This window comes from Pandoraea sp. 64-18 (assembly GCF_001899225.1).
GTDB lineage: Bacteria > Pseudomonadota > Gammaproteobacteria > Burkholderiales > Burkholderiaceae > Pandoraea > Pandoraea cepalis.
In genome coordinates, this window is the sequence record NZ_MKVU01000004.1 from 1 (window position 1) to 26045 (window position 26045).

Below are 26045 nucleotides of genomic sequence, written 5' to 3' on the forward strand. Positions count from 1 at the left end.
GTTACAAGCACCGGGGCCATAAATCTCTAGACCCCAGTGGTACGAGAAAAGCAGTCAGGTCAGACGCGCATCACCGGGTCGCCGTCGATTGCCGTGATCGTGCAGCTGGTGAGAGACGGGTTTGGTGTCGCGGCGATTCCGCGGCTGTTCGTCGACGATCTGATTGCGAGCGGTGAAGTCGCGGAGCTGCCGTTGCAGCCGGCGCCGCCGTCCATCGTGGTGTCGATGTCGCGACGCGCCGACGCGCCGCTCTTCGTGCATGGCGCGGCCACGGCCGCGCGCACGGCGTGCTCGGAATACTGCCGCAAGAGCGACCGGCGGCTGGTGGAATTGTTGTGAGGCGTCGCGGCGGGCGCTCGGTGCGATCTACCGAAAATGCGCCAGCCGCGTGAGGAACGTGTAGTCGGCTTCCGCGGCCATGAGGGCCATCAGCACAAGCAACGCGAGCGGCGGAATCAGGATCGCGTAGACGAGTGCGAGCCGCTCCCAGCGCATGTGCATGAACACCGCCACGATCAGGCCGGCCTTGGCCACCATCAGCGCGAGAATCAGCCCCCATCGCAAATAGCCCTGCAGATCGGCGTAGTCGACGAGATACGACAGCGTCGAGAGCACGAACAACAGCCCCCACACCTTGAGATAGAGGCTGACCGAATGCTGCTGGCCCGAGTGTTCGCCGCTGGCGCCAGACGCTTGCGGTGCGGATGTCGCAGAGGATTCCATCGCTCCTCCTACCAGAGATAAAACAGCGCAAAGATGAACACCCAGACGAGATCGACGAAGTGCCAGTAAAGGCCCGCGATCTCGACGAGCTGGTAGTTGCCGCGTCGTTCGAGCGTGCCGTTGAGCACCTTGCGCATCACCGTGAGCAGATAGATGACGCCCGCACTCACGTGCAGCCCGTGAAAGCCCGTGATCATGAAGAAGCACGCGCCGAACTGCGCTGCGCCCATCGCGTTGCCCCAGGGCCGGATGCCTTCGTGCACGATCAGGTTGGTCCACTCGAATGCTTGCATGCCGACGAACGCCATGCCGAAATAGGCCGTGGCGAGAATGCAGGCGGCCGTCTTGTCGCGATCGCGCCGGTAGGCGTAGTTCACCGCCATCGCCATGGTGCCGCTGCTGGTGATGAGCGTGAACGTCATGATGGCGATGAGCAGCAGCGGCACCGGATGGCCGTTCACATTGAGCGCGAATATCTCCGCCGGGTTGGGCCAGGGGGCGGTCGTCGAGATGCGCACCGTCATGTAGCCGATGAGAAAGCTGCTGAACACGAACGTGTCCGAGAGCAGGAAGATCCACATCATCGCCTTGCCCCATGGCACGTGGAACGCGGCGCGATCTCCCGACCAATCGGTGACGACGCCTCGCCAGCCGGCGGGTAATTCGGTCGACGGGGACGATGCAGACGAAGGCGTATTCACGATGTCGCTCCTCGACGCGTTACGAACCGACGGCGGCAGTGCCGCACAGTCGCTGCGCGATCTCCGGCGTGAGATTGACGATGGCCGCGAACAGCACGATCCAGAGCACGAAAAGGAAGTGCCAGTACTGCGCGGTCAACGACAGGCGTCGTGCGCGCGCGGCATGGGTAAGCCGACGCGACGCGAGGCACGCCCACGCCACGCCGCCCCCGAGCAGATGCAGCGCGTGTAACCCCGTGAGCAGGTAGAAGAAGCTATTGGCGGGATTGCCGGCCACGCCGAAGTGGCGCAGGGTCAGGTCATGCCACACCCAAAGTTGCCCGATGACGAACGCGAGCGCGAACCCACCCGCCAGCGCCCAGTCCCGACGTGAGCGTCGCAACTCTCCGTGTCGAGCTTGCCAGACCGACGACTGCATTACGAGGCATGCGGCGGCCAGCATCCCCGTGTTGATCCACAGTGCGTTGATCGACGGTAGCGGACGCCAGTCTCCGAGACTCATGCGCATCACATACGCCACGAGCATCAGCGCGAACAGCATGCCGATCACACCCATGAGCCACCAGAGCGCGACCTGCGACGCCGCGCGACGCTGCGGCTGAGCGATGGGCACGCCCCCCGATGGCGGGGACGGCCATGACGGAGCGGGCTTCATGGTGCGGCTCCCTTGGGTGACTTGGGTGACTTGGTCGGTGGGGGCGGCGGCGTGTCGCGACGGTGCAGCGCCGCCGAGTCGCCCTGTACGAGCGTGGCGGGGCGTCGTGGATCTGGGGCGAGGTTCTGCGGCACGACGTCGTCGATGTCGCCCGGTACGCTGTATTCATAAGGCCAGCGATAGACCACGGGCGCAATCGGCCCCCAGTTACCATGCTCAGGCGGCACGTCGGGCGTTTGCCATTCGAGCGACGCCGCACGCCACGGGTTCGCGCCGGCCGGCTTGCCGTGCCGAACGCTCCAGGCGAGGTTGAACAGGAACAGCAATTGCCCGGCGGCCACGATGAACGCCGCTATCGAGATGTAGGCGTTCATCGTGTGCGCCGACTCGGGGATGAAACTGTAGCCCTTGAACTCGTAGTAGCGGCGCGGCATGCCGAGAATGCCGAGGTAGTGCATCGGGAAGAAGATCGCGTAGGTGCCGAGGAACGTGATCCAGAAATGCCATTGGCCGAGGCGGTCGTTCATCCGTCTGCCGGTGATGAGCGGATACCAGTGGTAGATGCCGCCGAAGATCACGAGCAGCGGCGACACGCCCATCACCATGTGGAAGTGCGCGACCACGAAGTAGGTATTCGACAGCGGCATGTCGACGCTGACGTTGCCGAGGAAGAGTCCGGTGAGGCCGCCGATCACGAAGGTGCTGATGAAGCCGATGGCGAACAGCATCGGCACGGTCAGATGGATGTCACCGCGCCACAGCGTGAGCACCCAGTTGTAGACCTTGATCGCGGTAGGGATGGCGATGATGAGGGTGGTCGTGGCGAAGAAGAATCCGAAGTACGGATTCATGCCGCTGATGAACATGTGGTGCGCCCAGACGACGACCGAGAGCGCGCCGATGGCGAGGATCGCCCAGACCATCATGCGGTAGCCGAAGATGTTCTTGCGTGCGTGCACGCTGATGAGATCCGAGACGATGCCGAAGGCGGGCAGCGCGACGATGTACACCTCGGGGTGGCCGAAGAACCAGAACAGGTGCTGAAACAGGAGCGGGCTGCCGCCGCGATAGTCGAGCGGTTGGCCCATCGACACGATGGCCGGCATGAAGAAGCTCGTGTGCAGGGTCTTGTCGAGCAGCATCATGACGGCGGAGACGAACAGCGCCGGGAAGGCCAGCAGCGCGAGCACCGTGGCCATCACGATGCCCCAGACCGTGAGCGGCATGCGCAGCAATGTCATGCCTTCGGCGCGTGCTTGCAGCACGGTGGTGACGTAATTGAGGCCGCCCATCGTGGCGGCCACGATGAAGATGGCCAGCGAGACGAGCATCAGCACGATGCCCCACTCGGTGCCCGGCGTGCCGGGGAGAATCGCTTGCGGAGGGTAGAGTGTCCAGCCCGCGCCGGTCGGGCCGCCGGGCACGAAGAAGCTCACCATCAGCACGATGACGGCGAGCAGGTAGACCCAGTAACTGAGCATGTTCAGGAACGGGAAGACCATGTCGCGCGCCCCGACCATCAGCGGGATGAGGTAGTTACCGAAGCCGCCGAGGAACAGTGCCGTGAGCAGGTAGATCACCATGATCATGCCGTGCATGGTGACGTACTGGTAGTAGTGGTTGGCGTCGATGAAGGAGAACTTGCCCGGGAACCCCAGTTGCATGCGCATGAGGTTCGAGAGGACGAGCCCGACGAGTCCCACGGCGATGGCCGTGCACGCGTATTGCACTGCAATGACCTTGTGGTCCTGGCTCCAGACATATTTCGTCCAGAAGCTGTGCGGAGCGCCGTGGTACCCACCGGCGTGGGCTGCACTGTCGGAACTGTCGGAGTCGCCGGTCATGACTTGTCTCCCTGTGGGTTCTGTCGCTGATTCGAGTTGTGTTGTCTCGTGTTGTGTTGTCTTGTGGCGTCTCGCGCTATGTCGTTCTGCGTGGTGCTATGTCGCACGGTGCCGCACCATGTCTAGGTATGTCGTGTCGTCTCGTGCTGTCTCGTGTCGTGTTGTCCCCTGCTGTCCCGTCTTGCGTCGCGGCGCTGACCTTGCGGTGCATTCTTCCGATGTTTCCGTGGTGATGCGTCTGCGAGGATGCGTCTACAAAATCCGAGGTCGCGCTAAGGCGCGGGGCGAATCATCGGCACGCGCGGCTGCGCGGGCCCCGACGGCGGATTGACGGGCTGTGCCGGCGGGATAGCCAGTGGCAGCAACGTCGTGTTCGGGTCGTTCTGCAACGGTAGCCCCGGCGCTTGCCCCGGCCGGCGTGCCGGCTGAGACGGCGGCTGCGAGCTTGAGCTTGACGGACCGGATGGCGTCAGCGGCGCGTACTGTGCGGGCGGACGCGGTGTCAGCAGTGAGTTTTGGGCGAGTTGTACGGCGGGCTGAGCGCGAGCCGATTGGGTCGTCAGGCCCAACGCTACCGGTTGGAGAGGCGCGTGCATGGCAGCGGCGGGCGCAGGCGTTGCCGGCTGTGAAGGGGCGGCCTCCGGGGGCGGCGCGGAACCCAGCGTCCGGATGTACGTGATGAGCGCCTTTAGCTCGTCGTCAGTGAGATCGAGCTTGGGCATGATTGGCGCGAAGCCCTTGGGCACTCGTGCGGTCGGATTGCGGATGAAGGTCGCCAGGTACGCGTCGTCGACGTGCGCCGAACTGCCATCCTGAAACGTCTGCGTCGTGCCGTACAGACCTTTCCAGGTCGGCCCGACGCCGGGCGAGCCGTCGACCGTGTGGCACGCGGCACAGCCCTTCGCCTGCGCCAGCAATTTGCCTTTCGCCGCGAGCGGGTCAGACGTCGCCGCCCCGGCATGTTGCGCTTGCAGTGCAGCAAAGGTGGGGAGTGTGGCCACCCAGGCGTCGTAGGCGGGCTTGTCGTCGACCACAACAACGCCGCGCATGTTGGCGTGGCCGACGCCACAAAGCTGTGCACAGAGGATGTCGAAGCGCCCGATTCGCGTGGGAGTGAGCCACATCTGCGTGACCATGCCCGGCACCATGTTCATGCGCGTGCGGAAGGGCGGGACGTAGAAGTCATGAAGGACATCTTTGGCGCGCAGCAGCAATTTCACTGGCTGGCCGACGAGCAAATGCAGTTCGGGGGCGTCGACGATACGGTTGTCCTGATTCGCGGGATCCTTGGGATTCAGGCCGAGCGGGTTGTCCGCGGTGACATAGCTCGGGTCGGAACTGCCGAGCCGCCCGTCGGGGCCCGGCAGGCGGAAACGCCATTGCCACTGCTGGCCGACGACTTCGACGACATGAGCATTGGCGGGGGGATTGATGAGTTTGGCATAGACGAATAGGCCCGGTGCGAGCATGGCGGCGATGCCAACGGTTGTGATACCGATGAGCCAAGCTTCGAGACGCCGGTTGTGGGGCTCGTAGGCCGCGCGGTGCCCGTCGCGATGGCGGTAACGGTAGATCGCCCAGGCAACGAAGAGATTGACGGCGGCAAAGGCCACGCCGGTGATCACCAGCGTGATCGTGAGGGTGTCGTCCATCTGGCGCCAGTTAGACGCCAGCGGCGTCTGCCACCACGGGCTCCAGAAATGGAAGGCCAGGGCGGCGGCGACAAGAAAGCTCAAAATCACCGAGAGGGTCATGAATCCCCCGCCGGCTAGCGCCAACAATTCCGGCAGAGCAATCGGCTACCAAATAGCACTATCGTTACCATTGGACGCTCCCGCAGCCCGCACGAGGGGCCAGACGTTCGGGATGCCGTAACAACATGCTCCGGAACGAGAGCCCGTCATTATTCTCGTCTCTATGTTTTATAGGCTAGTTCGAGAATGGCTGCTGTCAAGGGTCAACATTGGTTGACGGGCCTTCGTCCGCATCAGCGGATGATTCCCGCTCGGCCTTGAGGCCGTAGAAGAATATCCCTTGACGACGCAACCGTGCCCTGAGCTTCTGACAACCCCTGCGCGAGCATTGGTCGAACGTGGCACGTCAACGGCCGCATGCGATAGAGCCAAATCCGATGATTCACTGGCCTCGACATTAGACTAACCCGGTTCGGAGACCTTCGATAGCCATACGCTTCTAATGAAGTCTCAAATTACGCGCCCCTGATTCGGCAACATAAAGGTGATCCTGAATTTCATTGACCATCCGGAAACCGCTGACGCACTGCTTCAGAATTGTCACGATTGTGTCGTGATCGTTCCGCTCACAGGCCTCGTGGAGTCGCTCGATGACCGGTTCCAGTTCTGCGCTGGAATACAAGTGCTCGTTGGCCTTCATGATCTTCGGATGCGTCGTCCCGGAAACGTCGTCGCCGATCAGAAGCTCCTCATAGAGCTTCTCTCCGGGACGCAGTCCCGTGAACCGGATTTCGAGATCACCGTTACAGTTCGCTTCGTCACGCACCGAGAAGCCGCTCAGGTGCACCATGCGACGTGCCAGATCCACGATCTTTACCGGTTCCCCCATGTCCAGCACGAACACTTCGCCCCCCGAGCTCATTGCGCCCGCCTGGATCACGAGTTGCGCAGCCTCGGGAATCGTCATGAAGTAACGCGTGATATCCGGGTGCGTTACGGTAATCGGCCCGCCGGCGCGGATTTGCTTTCTGAACAACGGCACGACCGACCCGGAAGACCCCAGCACGTTACCAAATCGCACCATGCAGAATCGTGTACAAATCGAGGGGTCGATCGCGTACGCCTGCAGAATCAGCTCGGCGAAGCGTTTGCTTGCCCCCATGACATTGGTCGGACGCACAGCCTTGTCCGTCGAAATCAGCACCATGGTTTCCACGCCGGCACTGATGGCGGCCCTAGCCGTTGCACGGGTCCCGAAGGTGTTGTTCAGAATGCCTTCGGTTACGTTGAACTCGACGATGGGCACATGCTTGTAGGCCGCGGCGTGATATACCGTCTGAATGCTCCCGTGCGTCATCACGTCGCGCATACGCGTCTCATCTCGCACAGAGCCCAGCACCGGCATCAACTTGACGTTGAGCTTCTTGGCTCGCAGCAACTGCTCCAATTCCTGCTCGATGGAGTACAGCGCGAACTCGGACTGCTCATACAGCAGCAACGACTGCGGTTCGCTGAGCGCGATCTGACGACACAATTCGGATCCGATCGACCCACCGGCGCCAGTCACCATGACGCGTTTGTCGCGGATGTTCGCGTCGAGCAACGCCTGGTCCGGAGGCACGATGTCACGTCCCAGCAGATCGTCGACGTCGATTTCCCGGATATCCTCGGCCTGAACCACACCGCCGACCAGATCAGAGATTCCCGGGATGACCCTCACCTCGACCTGAAGTCGCTCGAGCTCGTCGAGGATCTGCAGGCGTCGCACGCGACTCGCCGACGGAATCGCCAGCAACACCTGACTTACGGAGTAACGCTCGACGAGTTGGGGCAGCGCCTCGGGCGAGTATGTGCGCAGCCCCTGGATCTCCATGCCGTGCAACGCCGGCGAATCGTCGATGAATACGACTGGCGCGTAATCCCGTCCCGCGCGCAGAGCGACAGCCAGTTGCCGCCCTGCGCTGCCCGCGCCGTAGATGGCGACGTATCGACGGGGATGGCGCCCCGTATGTTGCTGCGACGCCAACTGGCGCAGAATGGCCCGGGCCAGGAAACGACTGCTACCGATATACAGGACAGCAATCAGCCAGTAGATGAGCAGTGCGCCGCGCGGCACCGGAGGCAACGACAGAAGCACGAGCGTGCCCGCGAACAGCCACACGGAGATGGTGACCGCCACCATGACCATGATCAGCGCTCTCGTCTCCATGTAGCGGACGACAGCCCGGTACAGGCCGAGGCGAACGAAAATGGGCACAGCGAGCAGCGATGGCAGCGCGTATACCCACCATGCGTGAAGTTGCGGGAACTGCCAGATATCCAGCCGCAAACCAATTGCCGTCCACAACGAGAACGGCAGCAGCAGCACGTCGGCGCACAGCATCACCAGGCTTTTGATCGATCGAGGCAGGTTGGCTATTTGCTTCAACATAATCGAGATCCATCGCCCGCTAGTGAGAAACGCCATCGCGTTTGACAACCTTCAGGAAGGTCAGTACCAAGATTCGGCAATCGAACAGAATAGAGCGCTTGCGCAGATATTCCGCGTCGTATTCCACCTTTACAGGAATCGGCAGCTCGTCCCGACCGTTCACCTGCGCCCACCCGGTCAGCCCCGGGCGCAACACATGCACGCCTTTGCTGGTACGAAGCTCGATGAGATCGTCCTGATTGAAAAGCGCGGGTCTGGGTCCAACGAAACTCATATCGCCTGTCAGAATACTCCACAACTGCGGCAGTTCGTCGAGACTGGACTTGCGCAGCGCACCGCCGATAGGTGTCAAATAAACGTCCGGATTGGCCAGCAGGTGAGTGGCGACGGCCGGTGTATCGATTCGCATCGACCGGAATTTCGGCATCCGGAAGATGCGATTGTTTTGTCCAACACGATCGGACCAGTAGAGCACGGGCCCCCTGGACGTCAGGCGCACAGCCACCGCGACTACTGCGATGGGCACCAGAAGAAGGACGCCGGCGATCAACGCCAGCGAGAGATCGAGAAGTCGCTTCATTATTTTTCGTGGGAACGAGGTCTCATGGAAACGATACATGGGCCTCATGTCGTAACGTCTTCTCCCGAGCGACGGTTCGGCATCGTTGCTGTCGCTCGTGCAAGGCATCAGTCGGGTTTGCGCCAAACGACCCGATTTACATAGTCGACGTAGCTGAGAATGACGCGCAACACCTTCTGCGAAACGGCTGGCGCATCATAGTCCGCAACGATTCGCAGCAAGCGGTCATCCCCGCGGGACTGCGTTTCCAGAATTTCGAGCGCCTGTTTGACACGAGCCCATTTGAGGCCGGTCATCATCACTGCCCCTTCCTCCATTCCCTCGGGACGCTCGTGCGCCTGACGGATGTTGATCGCCGGGAAATTGAGTACGGACGATTCCTCGGTAATTGTACCGCTGTCGGAAAGCACGGCCTTCGCCTTGACCTGGAGCTGCACGTAATCAAAGAAACCCAGCGGCTTGAGCAACTCGACGCGTGGGTCGAACGTAAATCCGGCCTCTTCGATGCGCTTGCGTGTTCGCGGATGTGTCGAGACGATGACCCGGCGGTCGTAGGTACGAGCCAGCTCACTCAGCACATTGGCCAATGCGGCCAACTGATCCGGCGAGTCTACGTTTTCCTCGCGGTGGCAGCTCACCACGAAGTATTCGTTTGGCGAGAGCTGAAGGCGTGAAAGCACGTCCGACTTATCGATCTGCGGTCGATAATGGTGGAGAACCTCGTACATCGGGCTACCCGATTTGACAATACGATCCGGGGAAATCCCTTCGCGAAGCAAATACTCGCGGGCGATATCGCTGTAGGGCAGATTGATATCCGATGTGTGATCGACAATCTTGCGGTTGGTCTCTTCCGGGACACGTGCATCAAAACACCGATTGCCCGCCTCCATGTGGAAGATTGGAATATGCCGGCGCTTTGCGGCAATCGCCGCAAGGCAACTATTGGTATCACCGAGAATGAGCACACCGTCAGGTGTTTCTTTGGCCAGGACTGGGTCGACCTTGGCAATCACGTTTCCGATCGTCTCCGCGACCGAGCTACCGACTGCGTCGAGAAAGTGATCCGGCTTGCGTAAACCCAGGTCGTCGAAAAAGATCTGATTCAGCTCGTAGTCGTAGTTTTGTCCGGTGTGCACCATAACGTGATCGCAATGCCGGTCAAGTGCAGCGATGACGCGCGACAGCCGAATGATCTCAGGACGCGTCCCGAGTACAGTAACAATCTTCAGACGTTGGCTCATGCTTTAAACAAGTTCCGCGAAGGTGTCGGGTTTCGTCGGATCGAAAATGTCCCCCGACCAGAACATGGTAATCAGATCGCTGTCCCCGGTGTTGGTAATGCTGTGCGTATGCAGCGTTGGCATATCGATGTAGCACGGCGTGTCGCCGGACACATCGAAAGTCAGGATTTCGTCCGTCAGCACGCGACGCAGGCGGATGGACGCGCGGCCGCTGAGCACCAAGAACCGTTCGATCTTGTGAAAGTGGAAGTGATTGCCTCGTGTAATTCCCGGACACGTGGTCGACACGAACGCCTGCCCCTCGCGGTCGGTCTTTACCGCCTCGAAGAGGCTTCCTCGCGGGTCAGTGTGCAATTTGAGACCGACGGGATAGTGCGCGGGGTACAGATACGAGCGATATGTATTGAACAGGGCCAGTTCAAATGTGTCGTCCAGTCGCGGAATCACACCTTCGTCACGATAACGCCGCTGGAACACCTTGAGCTTTTCCAGCAGGGTCGTGACGGAAATGGGGCGACCACTCATCTCGACATCTCCGTCGACCGGGGCGTCCAGCAGTTCGGCCACGCGCAGCGAAATCTCATGACAATGGACGTACTCGAACGTCGCATCGACCTTGATTTCCGGGGTCTGGTTATTGACGAGTTGATGGCAGAAGGTGGCGATCACCGAGTTGTAGAACGGACGCCCATGCTCTCCGAACACGTTTGGCAAGATGAGATTCGTGAATTGGGCGCCACTGAGGTCTGCCCACCCCCGCAAGCGCTCGGCGGCCGCACGCTTCGAATGACCGTAAGGCGTGCCTCGATAGATATGCGTGGAATTCGAGTAGATTACGTAAGGCGTGACACCGCGCTCCTGGCAGGCGGAAACGAGGGCGTCAGCCAGCCCGACATTGATCGCGACAACCTCGGCCTCATCGCCGCGGTTCGCGCCGGCCAGATGCACAATGACGTCGCATCGCGACACGAAATCCAGGAGAGCGACGTGATCGGCGAACGTTGCGCGATCGGCGCACACCACTTCCACGTCCTTGACGGTCGCAAGGTAACAGCGCAAATGCCAGGCGATCAGGCCGTTCGAACCGGTAATGCCAATAGTGCGCACGATCAGGCTTTCCTTCCGAAATGCTCGTTGATCTGTGCGACGACTTCAGGAAGGCTCAATAGAAGCGCCTCGACTTCAGGAACCGTCAGTCGATACGTGTTGTGCGAGTGGTAATCCTCGGTCACCGATTCTGCCAGCGAGCCTTCCGTGAAATACTTGCCATAGTTCAGATCGCGGTCGTCCATCGGGACGCGGAAGTAATCGCCAAGATCGTCGGCACGCACGAGTTCTTCACGTGTCGCCAGCGTCTCATAGACCTTTTCACCGTGACGGGTGCCGATGCGATTGACCTGTGCGTCGGACTTGAACAGATTTTTCAGCGCCTGAACCAGATCGTCGACCGTACACGCCGAAGCCTTCTTGATGAAGATGTCGCCCGCGCGCGAATTCTCGAATGCAAACAGAACCAGATCGAGTGCGTCGCGAAGCGGCAGCAGGAATCGGGTCATGTCGCCGTCCGTCACCGTGAGCGGCTTGCCATCACGAATCTGCTTGATGAATAGCGGAATGACCGAGCCTCGCGAGTACATCACGTTGCCGTAACGCACGCACGAAATCGTGGTGTTGTCACTGCCGCGCGAGGCGGCGAGCGCCGCCTTTTCCATCAGCGCCTTGGTCATGCCCATGGCGTTTACTGGATAGACGGCCTTGTCGGTGCTCAGGCAAACGAGCTTGGCGACGTTGTGGTGAATCGCCGAACGAATCACGTTCTCGCTGCCTGCGACGTTGGTCTGCACGGCCTGCATCGGGAAAAATTCGCAGGAAGGAACCTGCTTCAATGCCGCCGCATGGAATACCAGGTCGACCCCATCCATCGCGTTGTCAATGCTCGAGCGGTCACGAATGTCACCGAGGTAAAACTTGACTCGGGGATCGTTCAATTCAATCCGCATCAACTCCTGCTTGAGTTCGTCGCGGCTGAACACGCGAATCTCGCCGGCCCCTTGCGAACGAAGGTAATCGCACACCGTACGGCCGAAGGAACCGGTGCCTCCGGTGATTAATGCCGTCTTGTTAGTGAATGGACTCATCTTGAATTTTGTGTACTCTGGTTTCTTTTACGTTTCGTGAGGGTCAGCCTGGACATCCAGGACGTCAGCCGATCAAGCAGCATTTCGCGTTCGAAATGCGCATTGAAATAAGCTTTACCACGCTGCCCCAAATCCTGGCGCTCGGCCTCCGACATGGCGGCCAGACGCAAAACGGCGTCGGCAAGACCGCGTGCGTCGCCTGCCGCGCACACCTCTCCGGCGCCGGACTCCGTCACCACCCGCGCGCCCTCGCCGTCCAATGCGGCGACGACAGCTTTCCCGAACGAAAGATACGACTGCAATTTTCCCGGAATGGTCAACGAGAATACCGGATCGCGCTTTAGCGTCACCAGCAGGCAATCGGCCTGCGCGAAGACTCCCGGCATGGCTTCGAGCGGATGCCTTCCCAGCAGGCGGCAATTGGTCAACCCACGACGCGCGACCTCGGCCGCCACCCACTCCGAACGCCGGCCATCGCCGACGATGTTCCACACAATATCCGGCAGGTGCGCCGTCTTCTCGGCGGCATCCAGGATCGTACCAAAATCCTGGGCATCGCCAACGTTGCCGGCAAACAGCACCTTGAATTGCCCTTCCACGTTGGGGACATTGTGTGACGCCTCACTCGCCCCCTTCGAGAAGAGCGCCTCCGCCGTTGTCGGGAAATAGTCGACCGCATGGCGCGGCACGCCTCTGGATACTACGGACTCAACAAAACCCTTCGATTGCACCAGGACTTGATCACAATGCCGGTAAACAAACCGAACCAATCCGTCGGCCAGCTTGGCTGCCCATGGTTTTTCAACAACGCCCAGCGCCTCGAGCGTCTCCGGCCATAGATCCAGAATTTGAAGCTGAATCGGCGCACGTTTGGTGGCGCGCAGGAAAATAGCAGGGATTGCAGCCGTAATCGGCGACGTTCCATAGACAAAGATGACGTCGTATTTGCCGCGGCACATGAACGGCGCAAATAGACATCCCGAGATGACAAATGACAAGTAATTCAGCGCAAGGTGTCGGCCCCGCCCGGCGAAGCGCGGAATGATCGGCGCGCGATAAACCGGGATTCCTTGAAAATCTTCACGCCAGGGCTTGGTCCATCCATATCCCGGGAAAAAATCTCCCCCGGGATAGTTCGGCTTCGCTGTGAACACTTCGACCTCGTGCCCGCGCTCGCTCAGCCCGAGCGCCATGTCGTTGATCCGAAAATTCTCAGGCCAGAAATACTGACTGACAATTAAAATTCGCACACGCTCTCCCTATCCCTGCACGATCGTCACGCACTACGCCGCGCAAGCAGGCGCTCGTGTTCAGCGATCTGTTCGGGGGTAAAGCGCATCTTGACGACGCGGGCCGGCGAACCCGCCACGATGCTGTATGGCGGCACATCATGTGCGACCAGCGAGCCTGCGGCAATAACAGATCCTCGGCCAATGGTGACACCCGAGAGAACAATGGCGGCGTAACCGATCCAGACGTCATCCTCTACAACGATCTTGAATTTGTCACCTCGGGGCGCTTCGAACATCGGCACGCCGAGATTGTCGATCGTATGCGCATCGCGGGCGATCAGCCCCACGTGCGCAGCCAACATCACGTCATTACCAATCTCGATGTCCGTGTTCAGAATGCAATAGTGTCCAATGCCAACGTTATTCCCCATCCGACAGATCTTGTTGGGCGAATAAAAGACTGCGCTCGACTGGACATGGACGTTCCTCCCGTACTTCACCCATGGGTGAAATATGCGGAACAAAATGACGTTCCGGATACGGTTGAGAACGCCCTTGATGAGCGCTCTCATGCAGCCCTCCGCTCAATCTTCAGTACCTTGCCATAGAATGCGAGAAAGTTTGCGGCCTGACTTTCATAGGAGTAGTTTTCGCGGAACCACGCCTGCCCTTTACGCCCGAAATCCGCCGCCAATTGGCGATCTTCGACCAACTTGGCGATCCCGTTCACAAACGACGAAACATCTTCCGGACGCGCCAGAATGCCGGCGCCTGAGTGCTCCACAACCTCCACCTGATGAGGCAGATCGCTGATCACCATCGGCAGTCCCGCCGCCATGTACTCGAACACCTTTGTGTGAATTCCCTTGATTTGCTGCGGCACGCGCAAGTTCGGCGAAATGCCGATGGTGGCTTGATTGAGCACGGCCATCAGCTCATGGGGTTTCACGTTCGGAATCAGGGTGAAACGATCCTGCATACCCCGCCGTTGAATTTCCTCGATCACCTCAGCGCGGAACGCCGCATTGGAAAATCGATCCGTTGCACGAAACTGAATATCAGGCAGTCGTTTGAGCGTCTCTTCTGCGATATCGAGCAGCACCATGCTGCCGTTGTTCAGGTGCTGGGAACCGATAAATAACACCACATCGGCGCGCTGTGGGTAATCGCTTGCCACCTTGTCGAGCAATGCGACCGAGGCATAGTTGTAAATGTATGTACGGTTGAAGCGCTTGTGACTGAAGTCGGGCTCTTGGGACGGCGCGACCAGCACAATATGTCGAACGATCAGCGATAGGCAAAGTTGCCCCCAGCGCACTAAGTGATACAGGGGCTTTCGCAGCAACTTCGGCACCCAGTCACGCACGAGCATCTCGTGCGCGTAGTTCTCGTGCACGTCGTATACGACCGGCTTGCGCAACGACACCATTGCCATCCACGGCAACAGGTCAATATCGTGGAAATGCACGATGTCGACCTTGTCGCGTACGGCGAACACTCGTGGCAACACACGCAGAGGAATCTGAAAAAGACGTTTCAGACGTGAAGTGGCCGGCTCGAACGGGTGAAATGTCACTCCGTCGATGACCTCGCCATCTTTCACGTTCCAAGGGCAGATCATATCGACGCCGATGCCGTTCGCAGCGAGCAAACGGGCATGCTTCCAGATTCGAGCGTCGAAATCCGGATGAATCGATGTGACGATGGCTACGCGACGCGGCTTCATTAGACGTCAATTTCCTTCGATCTTTGCATTTTCCGCCCGCGCCAGTCCCGGGCGCAAAAGCAGGTACACAATTATTGTCAACGCCCAACCACCGGTCAGCAAAACAGTGGAGAGCGGCAATTCGATCAGCAGACCAATAGGGATGCAGTTGAGGATCAAAGCCCACCGCCACTGCCCCGCGAACACGGCACTCACCGCAGCGAGCACAAATCCGAGCAACACGCCGCCCAACACCATTCCCTTGCCGCCAAAGTTGGCGTAATCCTCCATGAAGCTCGCCGCCGTCATGGTTCCGTGAACGCCCTGGGCGACAAGCACAGGATTCTCGATGTCGTGTACCAACGACGGATAGAACCGAAAATCGCATCCCTTCAGCTTGGCCACTAAGCGATAACCACAGCCGTGTCCGTAAGGAATCTTTTCCGGAATATCTGCGAACCACGCACTGACAACTTGCCCAGGCACGACAAACAAGCGCAAGTAAATCGTATCGACGAACTGGAACGCTGGAAACGTTGCGCTTCGCCTTTCCTTCGGAACAGGTGCGCTCTCGACATAGAGCGGTTCACCCGACATCGTTACCTGGTCAGGCGAAGTCCAAAAGGAAGGCCGCACCTGCGGATTCTGCACAAACACGAGAACCGCCAACCCCGCCGCCATGATGGCACCGCAGAGGATCGCGCGCACAAACCGCCGATTGAGCAACAGGTACAACATCAACGGCACAAACGGAATCAGCACGAAAATCTTGTTCAGTAGCGCCAACCCGTAGAACATCCCCATCACCGTCGACAGGAAAAAGCGGAAGCGCGAACCTGAGACATAGTAATAAAGCGTAAGTATCGGAAGCAGGCTTTTGAGCACGAAGTTCGGCAAGTAGCGATACACTGCAGGAGCGTCAAAGAAGATTGCCTGACGTATACGCATGACGCCGAAATAATCGTTGCTGGTGCTCGCGCTCACGAGAGGGATCTGCCCCAAGTATATGAAATGGGCGATAACAACAAGGATAGACGCTACAAAAAGCGCATCGGCAATCTTGTTTGGATTGACTGCGTAATTCTTCGAAAACCAGTTCTCTGCACGCCGCTCGACCGCGAACTTGAACACGAAGTACGCGATCACCAGGGTCACAAAATACGTTAAAAGATACCCTGCATTTCCTCCGTCACTCTCGATCAGAGTGCTTGAGGCCAGCATGAGAAACAGCACCACGTACAAATAGAAAACTATTGACTCGCGAAAACTCAAGATCGATGGGGCAATGCGTGCCACGTTGACTCCGTTGAGAGAGGATTGAGATACTCAGCTGCGTGCCGTGCGCGCCCCGCGCATTCGTTTGACCAGACCCCAAACGACAGCCTTTATTCGGTACAACCACTCCTCCGTCGCATAATCCGAGTATGGATGCGCCGGAGAACGAACGATCTCATCGAACTCGCTCACGCTCAATCCGATCTTCTTTGCCACGAACTCTTTGTCCGTAGCAAGCAGATCTGCTGGATAGGTCGGCAACTGCAGTTCAGCTAGGGCTGCTTCGCGCGTCATCTGGCCAGAAACGATAAGGCTAGACAAATGGGCGCGCCGCTTGTCATAGCCAAATTTCGTCGGCAAATAGTAAGCCTGGAAGAACCTTGTGAACACAGACTCATAATGTTTGCCGCCGTAGTCTCTCCAGCCCAATTCGCGCTTGATCACCTCTTTCACATCCGCCTTGTTGTATGGCATGAGATTGAGGATTCGCACCGTACGAAGCCCTTTCAAGACGGGGAAGTAAAAATAGCGCGAGAAGAATCCGAGCGTTGGGTAGGTCTTGAGCTTGACTCGACCAAAACGGCGATGAATGTCGCGCAAATGCGTCCGATCGGCAGGGCTATACCCCCATGCGCTAGGCAAGATGGCTTCGGTGGCAAAGTTCGTCCCGGTCACGATATGCCGGATGCCATGCTGCGCGGCTACACGATACAAGACGGCAAGGAACGCGTGGTCAGTTGGGGTATCGCAGTTCGCCACGCCCGCCTTGAAAAACGCCAGTTGCAGATCCCGCATCTCGTCCCAGTCGCACACGAACGTGAAGAGATCAATATCGAGACGCTTGACGATGTTTTCGATATTGTTGACAGCTAGTTCCGAATTCCACCCGCTATCGAAATGCACCGCCAACGGCCGCAAACCGAGTTCTTTAACCTTTAACGCGACATACGTGCTGTCAACGCCGCCGCTCAGACCGATAAGACAATCGTATTCCTTCCCCTGCCCTGCCGATTTGATCTTGGCGACCACACTTTGTAGTTCAGGATTCGCAAGTCCCGAGTCAGCCCGGTCAACGATCGGCTTGAACAGGTCGGTATATTCACGACAATGATTGCAAACTCCGCTTTCGTCAAACGTGATGCCAGGGTCGCTGGTATCCATCACGCAATGAGAACAGATTTGGTAATCCTGAGACATTTAATGCCTTTGCTTAAATCACGTGGGGCACTGCCCCACGCTTCTGGAGTCAATCAGGTCAGGCCGATGTTTGCCGAGTCCGCAGTGCGTCAATCTCGTCCGGCGAAGGGTAGCTGATCAGCACGGCGCGATGTTTGCCATGAAAGACAAACATGCTGCCTGCAGCCGCTGCCGACGCTCCGGCGCCAAGCGCAGCGGCCAGATCCCGGTTCGAACCGGCCCCTCCACATGCCACGACGGGAACGGCAACGGTATCGGCAATTTCGCGAATAAGATCCAGGTCGTAGCCCTCCCCGGTTCCATCGCGATCCACGAAATTGACGAATATCTCGCCGGCGCCCAGGCCAACCACTGTCTTTGCCCACTGTGTCGGGTGCATTGCTCGTGTCTTTGTACCAGAGCACCATGACACCTGATACCGCCCGAAGAAATTCTTCTTCGCGTCGATCGATATCACGACACTTTGGCTCCCTACGGCCGCGGCAAGGTCGGTAATGAATCGTTCGTTGTCGAAGCAGGCCGAATTGAGCACGATCTTTTCGAATCCCATCGCCAGTATGCGTTGCGCCTGCTCCACGGTCTTTACGGCACCGCCGTATGCCATGGGCATAAACGCCTCACTCGCAATTTCTCGAATTTTCTCGTAGTCCGGTTCACGTCCGTTCAACGACGCCTCGAAATCGAGAAGCACAACCTCATCGACTTCCTTTTCGTTGAATATTCTTACGGTGTTGATTGGATCGCCAACATATACCGGCTTCTTAAATCGAACGGTCTTATATAAACCATTCCCTCTCAACAAGAGGCACGGAATTATTCTAGGGCGAATTCCATTCATAATGCGTCGAACTGCCGAAACAGCTCCATTCCAAATCGATGACTTTTCTCCGGATGAAACTGCACGCCGTAGATGTTTCCCTTATTCACTGCGGCAACCAACTCCGTACCGTGATTAACCTTCATAAGAACGTCGTTCGAATCGCGACAGGCAAAATGATAGGAATGCGCGAAATAAAAGCGCGAATCGTCCGGAAGTTCATCAACCAGCGGGTTGCTTCGGACCCGCGAAACCCTATTCCATCCCATATGTGGCACACGAACATCGGGCTGCTCCTGAATGCGCTCGCAACGCCCAGCCAGCCAACCCAGACCGGGTTCAGCGCCCTCGTCACTTCCCTCAGAGAGCATTTGCATCCCAACACAAATGCCCAGCACAGGAACTTCATCATCGCGTACCCGGCATTCCACGACATCGGACAGACCGCTATCGCGAAACTTGCGCATTACGTCATCGAACGCACCAACGCCAGGGAGAATGAGTTTGTCGGCGGTTTCAATATCTTCGCGCCGACCAGAAATCACCGGTTGGGCCTGCACCCGCCTAAACATATTAAATATGGAGGCGAGATTACCAACGCCGTAATCAACAATTAGCAACATATCCAATTCCGCAATCGATCAGCTCCGCTCTATTTGCTCTTTATCGGCGTCGGGCCCACATTATACCGTAGGCGGTATGCGCGAAAACTACAGCCAGCGCACCCAGCGCCTGAGCATAGGGCGCGAGAGGCAATTTAAGGAACAGCGCACAAACAATGGTTGCCGTGGCTCCGTGCAAGCAGACGTCTCGCAGTAACGACAGCAACAGAACGTACCGGAATCGACCAACGTAAAACAGACCGACCAGATATACAAGGTGATACGCCGCGTCCGCAATGGCGTATCCGATAATCGCGGCGAGGGGCCCCCAACCTGCCTGAAGCGGTGCGACGGCGGCAGCGACCTTGAGTACGTTCCCGAAAACCTCAATGGAAAGGGAGATATGTTGTCGCTCGGACACCTCGTATAGCCGCTCTGGCCAACTGGTAAACAGGAACAGGAAGCCCACCGGTGCATAAATGGCTGCCATGCGCCCGGCCTCGCGCCACTGCGGCCCGAACACCAGCACAAAAATCTCCTCGCTCCAGAAGGCGGAGAAGACAGTAAGGGGGATCACGGCGACGCTCAGTCGCCGCATCAGTTTGAGCGTAAGCGTCTCGAGCGCCGGGGTGCCGAAGAGCTGAGCGGCTTCGCGAAAAAACACCAAGCCCAGTGACTGCGACAAATACCGCGAAGGCATAAGCAGCACCGTTCGCACTAACGCGAAGGCGCCCGCCGTTGCCGCCTGATGGTAGGCGAGCAGCGCAAATACCAGAAATTCCTGGGAGAAAGCCCCAAGCAGACTATAAGGGACGTTGAAGAGCGGAAACTGTCGAAAACGCCAGGCGGCTGCCTTCATGGCGTCGCGCGTCGCAAATGCCTTGGGGAACGTCGGACGCAACGAAACGAGCAACCAGAGCGCCCCCATTACCTGACCGAACAGTCGGCCAATGACCATACCCGGGCCGTGAACGTGCAGCCCCCCGAGCCCCATGGCGAGCCCAACATTCCCGCCCTGATTCGCCACGCCTGCTATCGCCATGGGCCGATATGCCCGCGCTCGGTTAGCCCAGGCGTTGCATAGCTGAAAGCACGACACGGCCAGCACCATTATCGGAACCCAGCGGAGAACCGGCGATACCGCGGTGAAGGTGGGCACGTGCGCAATCAGAAACGGCCCGGATAGCCAAAGACCTACCGTGACCAACCCAGTGACAACCAGGATACTGAGTGCCGCAAGCTGCAGCACCCCACCTGCCTCTTCGTCACTTTTCGGCAGCAGTAGCGCCAGATCAAAGCGCAGCGTGGCCACGATGGCCAGAATCGTCGAAATACCGACGAACGCGGAAGCTACGGCAAAATCGCTCGCCCCGTATAACCGAGTGAGAACTGGCGATGCGAGCATCGCTATGATTTGGCCCGCGGCAGTGCCACCGAGCAGCGTGATGAGATTACGAGCGAAGCCTTTTCCGAGCATGTGGTCGTCTTTGATCCGGACGGAAGGCCGGCGGAGGCCGAGCATGGACGGGAAACGCCGGTGCGGACAACGACGCCCAAGCACCGGCAACTGACTTACTGTACGTTCAAAAGGCGTTGAACGATAACATCGGCTGCGGCGCCGCTGCCATAGTGCTCAGGCCTGTGCTCCGGCGCGACAAGCGTTTCGTATGCCTGCACGATGCGCCGTGTATCAGCACCGACCAACTGATTCCAGCCTGACGCCACCGTCTCAACCCATTCGGTCTCGTCACGAGCCGTCAGGCATGGCACGCCAAAGAAATAGGCTTCTTTTTGTACGCCGCCAGAATCCGTCACGATGGCACAAGCCGATTGCTCAAGGCGAACCATGTTGAGGAAAGACGTCGGTTCGATAACATCGACATTCGCCAAACGGGGCATCATGCCCGCGTCAACAAGCAGCTTTCGCGTGCGCGGATGCAGAGGAAACACGACTCGTGTCTGCTGCGATATCGCGGCGAGCGCATCCACGATATTCTCGAGCCGCGCAGGGTCGTCGGTGTTTTCTGCGCGATGGCACGTCGCCAGTACGTACTCGTGGGGCTGAAGTTGAAGCGTTTCAATGATCGTGCTTCGCTCATTGGCCCGGGCGCGGTAAAAGAGCGAGGCGTCATACATGACATCGCCCACGTTGTGGACACCGTCTCTGATGCCTTCATTCGCCAGATTGTCGACCGCGGTCTGTGTCGGGCAAAGCAGCAGACGGGACACGCGATCCGAAAGAATCCGGTTAATTTCCTCCGGCATCCGCATATTGAATGAACGCAAACCAGCCTCGACATGCGCCACCGGAATATGCAACTTCGCAGCGGCCAACGCACCGGCCAGCGTGGAATTCGTATCGCCGTAAATCAACACCCAATCCGGGCGTTCTTCGACCAAAACACCTTCGATACTTGCGAGCATCTGGCCCGTCATGACGCCGTGACGGCCGCCGGATATTGCCAAGTTGTACTTCGGATGAGGAATGTCCAGCTCATCGAAGAACACCTGCGACATGTTGTCGTCGTAGTGCTGACCGGTGTGCACGAGGATTTCCTCGATACGTTCGCCGGCGTCCTTGCGAATCACACGCGAAATCGTCGCGGCCTTGATGAACTGGGGCCGCGCACCAACAATCGTGACGATTTTCATGAGGACACCGCCTGTCGCACGGCATCGACGATGGTCTGCTGCGTCGCTTCAGAAATATACGGATGCATAGGAAGACTGAGGACCCGCCTCGCGACGGCATCGGAGTTCTCCAACGAACCTACGACCTTGCACAAACCGTCATAAGCCGGCTGGCGATTCAGCGGTACCGGGTAGTGAATCGCCGTCGGCACACCCGCACCAGCAAGGGATTTCACTACGGCGTCGCGGTTATCCACCTGAATGGTAAATTGCCCCCACACGGAGGTACGGTCCGGCCGCACCACGGGCGCCAAGCGATCACCGAACGCCAGCAAATCGAGATATCGATCACCCGCGATCAGGCGCTGCTCAATCTCCCACTCGAATCGCTCGAGCTTGGCGAGAACAATTGCGCACTGGAGGGTATCCATCCGGCCGCCGACACCGATGCGTGTGTGGTAGTAGCGACGCTCCTGTCCATGCACCCGGATCTCGCGCATGGCCCGAGCGAGCGCGTCGTCGTTCGTAAAAATGGCGCCACCGTCCCCGTAACAGCCAAGCGGCTTGCTCGGAAAGAAGCTCGTGCAACCAATGGTCGACAGATTGCAGCTTTTGCGACCCTTGTATTCGGCACCAAAGCTCTGCGCAGCGTCTTCGATGACGGTGATATTGCCGTGCCGTGCCGCGATTTCATTGATCTCGTCCATATCGGCCGCCTGTCCATACAGACTCACAGGCATGATCGCCCGCGTGCGCGGCGTGATCGCCTTCTCAATAAGACGAGCATCGATATTGCACGTATCTGGCTCAATGTCGACAAAGACCGGCGTTGCGCCGGCAAGCGCAATGACCTCCGCCGTCGCGACGAAGGTAAAAGGCGTAGTGATTACCTCGTCGCCTGGCTTGATCCCCAAGGCTAGCAGCGCAATGAGCAAGGCCTCCGTACCCGAAGCGACGGTAATGCAGTGCCTGGATCCGACAAATGTCTCAAGACGCTCCTCCAACTGCCTGACTTCAGGCCCCATGATGTACTGACCGTGATCCAATACCTGCTGAATACGCGCGTCAACGAGGGCCTTCATCGCGGCATATTGCGACTTGAGATCGATAAAAGGAATATTTTGGGTCATAGTTGTACGCAGCTTGATTCGTCGATCCGGTAACGGGCACCGCATTCGCAGAGGGCATCGCCCTTACCTTTCAGGCGGACACCGCATTTGCACATCCAGCCAATGCGTCGGGCAGGCACGCCCGCCATCAACGCAAAAGCAGGCACGTCGCGCGTGATCACCGCTCCAGCACCGACAAACGCGTACTCGCCGATTGTCGTGCCGCACACAACGGTACTGTTCGCCCCCAACGATGCGCCACGGCGAACCACGGTCTCGCGGTATTCGTTTTTGCGGATGATTGCAGAGCGCGGATTGTGAACGTTCGTAAAAACCATACTCGGCCCACAGAACACGTCATCTTCGAGCGTGACGGCGTCGTAAACTGAGACATTGTTCTGAATCTTGACGTTGTTACCAATGACAACGTGATTGCCGACGAAGACGTTTTGGCCGAGGGAACAACCACGTCCGATGCGCGCTCCGCCGCACACGTGCACCCAGTGCCAAACTCGGCTACCTTCGCCAATTTGCGCGCCGTCATCAACGATAGCGGTTTCGTGAATCTGTACACTCATATCAATAGTTCAATGGCAGTGCGATTCGACGGCCGTCACGTGCCGAGAGGTAGGTAGCAATAAGCACTTCGAGCGACTTCAGACCCTCACGGCCGTCGGTTTCAGGTTCCGCCTCGCCTTGCAGAACCCTGATGACGTTATCGTAATAAAGCGGGTGGCCGAACCCATACACCGACGTGGTGGCGTAGCTTGCCTTCTGTACGTCCGCATCCTCTGGGGCTGGCTCTGCAAACTCCCAATGCTGGATCTCGTTCACAGCCACGCCACCAACTCGGACGGTACCCTTCTCGCCGATGATCGTGATGCTGCCTTCGAGGTTTTTCGGGTACGTAAGCATGGTGACGTTCATGGAGCCCAGGGCTCCGGAACGCCACTTGACACTGACAACGCCGGAATCTTCGACTTCAATGTTTCTGGCAAGCGTGGCCGTGTAGGCCTGAAGGCTCTCGATCGGGCCAATCAGCCAATCGAGAAGGTCGACATAATGGCTTGCCTGATTCATGAACGCGCCGCCATCAAATTCCCATGTGCCCCGCCACGTGGCGCTATCGTAATACTCTTGCGGGCGCGTCCAGAAAACATTGATATTGACCATGTAAATCCGGCCAAAGCGCCCCTGCTCCACCGCCCGCTTCAGCAACTGAAGCGTCGCATTACGACGGTTCTGCTTGACGACAAAGAGTCGCACGCCAGCGTCGTCGCACGCCTTCACCATCCGTTGACCGTCGCTCCAACGCGTCGCCATCGGCTTCTCAGTCATCACATGGCGTCCCGCGCGGGCGACGTCGATGGCCTGGTCCGCATGCAAGCCACTGGGCGTGGTCAGCACGAATACGTCGGCATCGCAACGCGCGAGCATCGACTTCAGATCCGAGAAGGCGTCGGCCCCCGTCAGGCGGCTGGCATTGAGTAGAGCGTCAGGATCGTTATCGCAGACGCCGACAATCTCGGCACGGTCGGCGTGGGTTTTCAACGCGGCGATATGGTTCTGAGCAATGCGACCACAGCCAACGATGGCAAAACGGATCTTTCGATCGGTAACCGGTGCAGAAAAGTTGCGCATTTTAGGCTTTCACGATATGGGCGGCGGGCTCGAGATAGCGGCCACGCGAATCGACGATCAAGCGGGCATGGCGCTTGATGAGGTCATAGTCGAAGCGATCATGATCAGTGGCAAGCAGCACACAATCGTATTCCGCCAAGGATTGGGCTGTAAGAGGGACACTGGAAAGCTCGAATTGATGCTCCCGCATTCGTGGAAACACGGAGATGTGCGGATCACTGTAGGCAACGTCCGCACCGAGATCGCGCAACTTTTCCATCAGCATCACGCACGGCGACTCGCGCATGTCGTCCACGTTCTTCTTATACGCAATTCCAAGCACCAGCACACGACTTCCATTGATCGAACGCTTGGCCAAGTTCAATGCCGAAGCAATTTTCGCGACAACGTAGTCGGGCATCGATGAATTCACTTCACCGGCCAGCTCGATAAATCGCGTGTGCACACCGTATTCACGCGCCTTCCAGGTCAGATAGAACGGATCGATCGGAATACAATGCCCGCCCAGGCCCGGACCGGGGTAATAGGGCACGAAACCGAACGGCTTTGTTGCCGCTGCGCGAATGACTTCGTGAATGTCGATATTCATCTTATCGGCCACGATTTTCATTTCGTTGACCAACCCGATATTGACAGCGCGGTGAATATTCTCAAGCAGCTTAGTCAGTTCGGCAGCCCGTGTCGAACTGACCGGCACAACCTTGTCGATGACACCACCGTATAGCGCCAAGCCGACCTCGAGACACGATTGCGTATGCCCGCCACAGACCTTGGGGATAGTGCGCGTCGAGAAATTGGGATTACCGGGGTCCTCACGCTCGGGTGAAAAGACCAGGAATGTATTCTCGCCCACCTTGAGTCCACGCGACTCGATGCGGGGCAACAATTCCTCTTCCGTGGTTCCGGGATACGTTGTGCTCTCGAGCGACACAACTTGACCTGGTCGCAGGTGCGGCACCAAAGCGTCCGTCGTGTCGAGGACGAAGCTCAAATCCGGTTCACGGTACTTGTTCAGTGGCGTAGGGACGCACAGAATCAATGCATCGACTTCGCTCGCGCGCGAAAAATCAGATGTTGCCTCGAAGCCTCGTTGATTAGCGAGCGCGATGGCTTCCGACGAAATATGCTCGATATAGCTCTTGCCATCGCGTAGCTTTTCGACTTTGACATCATCAATGTCGAATCCAATCACCTTGTATCCGACTTCGCAATAGCGGAGCATAAGCGGCAGACCGACATACCCCAATCCTACAACACCGATGATCGCGCGCTTCTCGTGCAGATTCCGCAGAAGTTCAGACTTCACTGCTTGTTGCTCCTATCAAAAACAACTCTTGCCGGTTGCGGCGCTCGCGGCAAACGCTCAACGCCCATATCACAAAGCAGGGTGGCAATACTATCACGCGCCCCTGGCCTTCCCTGTTCCGATGTTCACGAGTTTCGTTCGATTGGCCGCAAGCCGGTTTAGATTGAAATGCCGGATATTCCACGTCAATGGCCGAATATGGGACCTCACCGGCGCCGCATCGCCTGTTACAAAGCCTTGCAATTTTGATGTGCGGCGGTCAGATCAACGGACTTGAACCGCGTGAATTCGCCATCCGCCTTTAGCCGCCCATTTCGTCGTTCTTCTGGATCTCAGGCAGTTCTTCCCGCGCGCTCTCGCGACCAACATCATTCAATGAAACAAAAAACGCACGCTATCGACGAATAGCGTGCGTATTGTTTTTTTTGGTGGAGCGGAGGAGGATCGAACTCCCGACCTTCGCATTGCGAACGCGACGCTCTCCCAGCTGAGCTACCGCCCCACACGAGCTGCCAATTAT

At 58.3% G+C, this 26045-nt stretch carries 22 protein-coding genes, 1 tRNA gene and 2 pseudogenes; 1 reads left to right on the forward strand and 24 read right to left on the reverse strand.

Annotation, left to right across the window (positions count from 1 at the left end):
* Positions 1 to 63: 63 nt before the first annotated feature.
* Positions 64 to 339: pseudogene (locus tag BGP02_RS00765) on the forward strand (LysR substrate-binding domain-containing protein); the annotation flags it as partial.
* Positions 340 to 366: 27 nt separating this feature from the next.
* On the opposite strand, the gene BGP02_RS00770 reads toward BGP02_RS00765, so the two are convergent.
* The 24 genes and pseudogenes from BGP02_RS00770 to BGP02_RS00885 all read right to left on the reverse strand — a co-directional run bounded on the left by BGP02_RS00770 (position 367) and on the right by BGP02_RS00885 (position 26027).
* Entirely contained in the window at positions 367 to 723 is a 357-nt protein-coding gene (locus BGP02_RS00770; RefSeq protein ID WP_150564584.1) for a cytochrome C oxidase subunit IV family protein, read from the reverse strand.
* Positions 724 to 731: 8 nt separating this feature from the next.
* On the reverse strand, positions 732 to 1424 hold the full coding sequence (locus BGP02_RS00775) for a heme-copper oxidase subunit III family protein (RefSeq protein WP_017233547.1): 693 nt from the start codon (positions 1422 to 1424) through the stop codon (positions 732 to 734).
* A gap of 19 nt (positions 1425 to 1443) precedes the next feature.
* Complete coding sequence (locus tag BGP02_RS00780) at positions 1444 to 2079, reverse strand: cytochrome c oxidase subunit 3 (protein ID WP_017233548.1); 636 nt, start codon at positions 2077 to 2079, stop codon at positions 1444 to 1446.
* Positions 2076 to 3923 (reverse strand): cytochrome c oxidase subunit I, encoded by a 1848-nt coding sequence (gene ctaD / locus BGP02_RS00785; RefSeq protein WP_017233549.1) that lies wholly within the window; start codon positions 3921 to 3923, stop codon positions 2076 to 2078. The genes BGP02_RS00780 and ctaD overlap by 4 nt, the downstream gene beginning before the upstream one ends.
* A gap of 632 nt (positions 3924 to 4555) precedes the next feature.
* A pseudogene (locus BGP02_RS00790) lies at positions 4556 to 5677 on the reverse strand (cytochrome c oxidase subunit II); the annotation flags it as partial.
* A gap of 439 nt (positions 5678 to 6116) precedes the next feature.
* The gene (locus BGP02_RS00795) at positions 6117 to 8048 is read right to left on the reverse strand and encodes a polysaccharide biosynthesis protein (RefSeq protein ID WP_286797301.1); all 1932 of its coding nucleotides are present in this window, start codon (positions 8046 to 8048) and stop codon (positions 6117 to 6119) included.
* Between the two features lie 19 nt (positions 8049 to 8067).
* Positions 8068 to 8628, reverse strand: a complete 561-nt coding sequence (locus BGP02_RS00800; RefSeq protein ID WP_286797304.1) for a sugar transferase — start codon at positions 8626 to 8628, stop codon at positions 8068 to 8070.
* A gap of 107 nt (positions 8629 to 8735) precedes the next feature.
* The gene (wecB, locus tag BGP02_RS00805; protein WP_286797306.1) at positions 8736 to 9872 is read right to left on the reverse strand and encodes a non-hydrolyzing UDP-N-acetylglucosamine 2-epimerase; all 1137 of its coding nucleotides are present in this window, start codon (positions 9870 to 9872) and stop codon (positions 8736 to 8738) included.
* A gap of 3 nt (positions 9873 to 9875) precedes the next feature.
* The gene (locus BGP02_RS00810) at positions 9876 to 10931 is read right to left on the reverse strand and encodes a polysaccharide biosynthesis C-terminal domain-containing protein (protein WP_502688458.1); all 1056 of its coding nucleotides are present in this window, start codon (positions 10929 to 10931) and stop codon (positions 9876 to 9878) included.
* A 50-nt stretch (positions 10932 to 10981) separates the two neighbouring features.
* Positions 10982 to 12010, reverse strand: a complete 1029-nt coding sequence (locus BGP02_RS00815; protein ID WP_286797310.1) for an SDR family NAD(P)-dependent oxidoreductase — start codon at positions 12008 to 12010, stop codon at positions 10982 to 10984.
* Positions 12007 to 13260 (reverse strand): glycosyltransferase family 4 protein, encoded by a 1254-nt coding sequence (locus BGP02_RS00820; RefSeq protein WP_286797311.1) that lies wholly within the window; start codon positions 13258 to 13260, stop codon positions 12007 to 12009. Before BGP02_RS00820 ends, BGP02_RS00815 begins: the two co-directional genes overlap by 4 nt.
* A 26-nt stretch (positions 13261 to 13286) precedes the next feature.
* Positions 13287 to 13814, reverse strand: a complete 528-nt coding sequence (locus BGP02_RS00825; RefSeq protein ID WP_286797312.1) for an acyltransferase — start codon at positions 13812 to 13814, stop codon at positions 13287 to 13289.
* Positions 13811 to 14968 (reverse strand): glycosyltransferase, encoded by a 1158-nt coding sequence (locus BGP02_RS00830; protein WP_286797314.1) that lies wholly within the window; start codon positions 14966 to 14968, stop codon positions 13811 to 13813. The genes BGP02_RS00825 and BGP02_RS00830 overlap by 4 nt, the downstream gene beginning before the upstream one ends.
* A 6-nt stretch (positions 14969 to 14974) precedes the next feature.
* Complete coding sequence (locus BGP02_RS00835; protein ID WP_286797316.1) at positions 14975 to 16243, reverse strand: hypothetical protein; 1269 nt, start codon at positions 16241 to 16243, stop codon at positions 14975 to 14977.
* A gap of 30 nt (positions 16244 to 16273) precedes the next feature.
* Complete coding sequence (locus BGP02_RS00840) at positions 16274 to 17419, reverse strand: N-acetyl sugar amidotransferase (protein ID WP_286797318.1); 1146 nt, start codon at positions 17417 to 17419, stop codon at positions 16274 to 16276.
* 58 nt (positions 17420 to 17477) lie between these two features.
* Positions 17478 to 18257, reverse strand: a complete 780-nt coding sequence (locus BGP02_RS00845; RefSeq protein ID WP_286797320.1) for an AglZ/HisF2 family acetamidino modification protein — start codon at positions 18255 to 18257, stop codon at positions 17478 to 17480.
* Positions 18254 to 18859, reverse strand: coding sequence for an imidazole glycerol phosphate synthase subunit HisH (gene hisH / locus BGP02_RS00850; protein ID WP_286797321.1), 606 nt, complete (start codon positions 18857 to 18859; stop codon positions 18254 to 18256). Before hisH ends, BGP02_RS00845 begins: the two co-directional genes overlap by 4 nt.
* A 40-nt stretch (positions 18860 to 18899) precedes the next feature.
* Positions 18900 to 20360: a lipopolysaccharide biosynthesis protein gene (locus tag BGP02_RS00855; RefSeq protein WP_286797322.1), complete on the reverse strand. Its 1461-nt coding sequence runs from the start codon at positions 20358 to 20360 to the stop codon at positions 18900 to 18902.
* A 50-nt stretch (positions 20361 to 20410) separates the two neighbouring features.
* Positions 20411 to 21490, reverse strand: a complete 1080-nt coding sequence (wecB, locus tag BGP02_RS00860; protein ID WP_286797324.1) for a non-hydrolyzing UDP-N-acetylglucosamine 2-epimerase — start codon at positions 21488 to 21490, stop codon at positions 20411 to 20413.
* Positions 21487 to 22587 carry a DegT/DnrJ/EryC1/StrS family aminotransferase gene (locus BGP02_RS00865; RefSeq protein WP_286797437.1) on the reverse strand — a complete coding sequence of 367 codons (1101 nt, stop codon included), beginning with the start codon at positions 22585 to 22587 and terminating at the stop codon, positions 21487 to 21489. Before BGP02_RS00865 ends, wecB (BGP02_RS00860) begins: the two co-directional genes overlap by 4 nt.
* 8 nt (positions 22588 to 22595) lie before the next feature.
* Positions 22596 to 23156 (reverse strand): acyltransferase, encoded by a 561-nt coding sequence (locus tag BGP02_RS00870; RefSeq protein ID WP_286797326.1) that lies wholly within the window; start codon positions 23154 to 23156, stop codon positions 22596 to 22598.
* A gap of 1 nt (position 23157) precedes the next feature.
* A complete protein-coding gene (locus tag BGP02_RS00875; RefSeq protein ID WP_286797328.1) occupies positions 23158 to 24219 on the reverse strand; it encodes a Gfo/Idh/MocA family protein in 1062 nt (353 codons plus the stop codon).
* A gap of 1 nt (position 24220) precedes the next feature.
* Positions 24221 to 25525 (reverse strand): nucleotide sugar dehydrogenase, encoded by a 1305-nt coding sequence (locus BGP02_RS00880; protein WP_286797330.1) that lies wholly within the window; start codon positions 25523 to 25525, stop codon positions 24221 to 24223.
* A gap of 426 nt (positions 25526 to 25951) precedes the next feature.
* A tRNA-Ala gene (locus BGP02_RS00885) sits at positions 25952 to 26027 on the reverse strand.
* Positions 26028 to 26045: the final 18 nt, after the last annotated feature.

What these genes read in the sequence shown, in the direction of transcription:
- hisH (WP_286797321.1), bottom strand. Translation starts at nt 18,859, where the DNA reads ATGTTGCTAATTGTTGATTACGGCGTTGGTAATCTCGCCTCCATATTT.
- BGP02_RS00770 (WP_150564584.1), bottom strand. Translation starts at nt 723, where the DNA reads ATGGAATCCTCTGCGACATCCGCACCGCAAGCGTCTGGCGCCAGCGGC.
- BGP02_RS00840 (WP_286797318.1), bottom strand. Translation starts at nt 17,419, where the DNA reads ATGTCTCAGGATTACCAAATCTGTTCTCATTGCGTGATGGATACCAGC.
- BGP02_RS00845 (WP_286797320.1), bottom strand. Translation starts at nt 18,257, where the DNA reads ATGAATGGAATTCGCCCTAGAATAATTCCGTGCCTCTTGTTGAGAGGG.
- BGP02_RS00875 (WP_286797328.1), bottom strand. Translation starts at nt 24,219, where the DNA reads ATGCGCAACTTTTCTGCACCGGTTACCGATCGAAAGATCCGTTTTGCC.
- BGP02_RS00815 (WP_286797310.1), bottom strand. Translation starts at nt 12,010, where the DNA reads ATGAGTCCATTCACTAACAAGACGGCATTAATCACCGGAGGCACCGGT.
- BGP02_RS00800 (WP_286797304.1), bottom strand. Translation starts at nt 8,628, where the DNA reads ATGAAGCGACTTCTCGATCTCTCGCTGGCGTTGATCGCCGGCGTCCTT.
- wecB (WP_286797306.1), bottom strand. Translation starts at nt 9,872, where the DNA reads ATGAGCCAACGTCTGAAGATTGTTACTGTACTCGGGACGCGTCCTGAG.
- BGP02_RS00795 (WP_286797301.1), bottom strand. Translation starts at nt 8,048, where the DNA reads ATGTTGAAGCAAATAGCCAACCTGCCTCGATCGATCAAAAGCCTGGTG.
- BGP02_RS00870 (WP_286797326.1), bottom strand. Translation starts at nt 23,156, where the DNA reads ATGAGTGTACAGATTCACGAAACCGCTATCGTTGATGACGGCGCGCAA.
- BGP02_RS00830 (WP_286797314.1), bottom strand. Translation starts at nt 14,968, where the DNA reads ATGAAGCCGCGTCGCGTAGCCATCGTCACATCGATTCATCCGGATTTC.
- BGP02_RS00855 (WP_286797322.1), bottom strand. Translation starts at nt 20,360, where the DNA reads ATGCTCGGCCTCCGCCGGCCTTCCGTCCGGATCAAAGACGACCACATG.
- wecB (WP_286797324.1), bottom strand. Translation starts at nt 21,490, where the DNA reads ATGAAAATCGTCACGATTGTTGGTGCGCGGCCCCAGTTCATCAAGGCC.
- BGP02_RS00825 (WP_286797312.1), bottom strand. Translation starts at nt 13,814, where the DNA reads ATGAGAGCGCTCATCAAGGGCGTTCTCAACCGTATCCGGAACGTCATT.
- ctaD (WP_017233549.1), bottom strand. Translation starts at nt 3,923, where the DNA reads ATGACCGGCGACTCCGACAGTTCCGACAGTGCAGCCCACGCCGGTGGG.
- BGP02_RS00780 (WP_017233548.1), bottom strand. Translation starts at nt 2,079, where the DNA reads ATGAAGCCCGCTCCGTCATGGCCGTCCCCGCCATCGGGGGGCGTGCCC.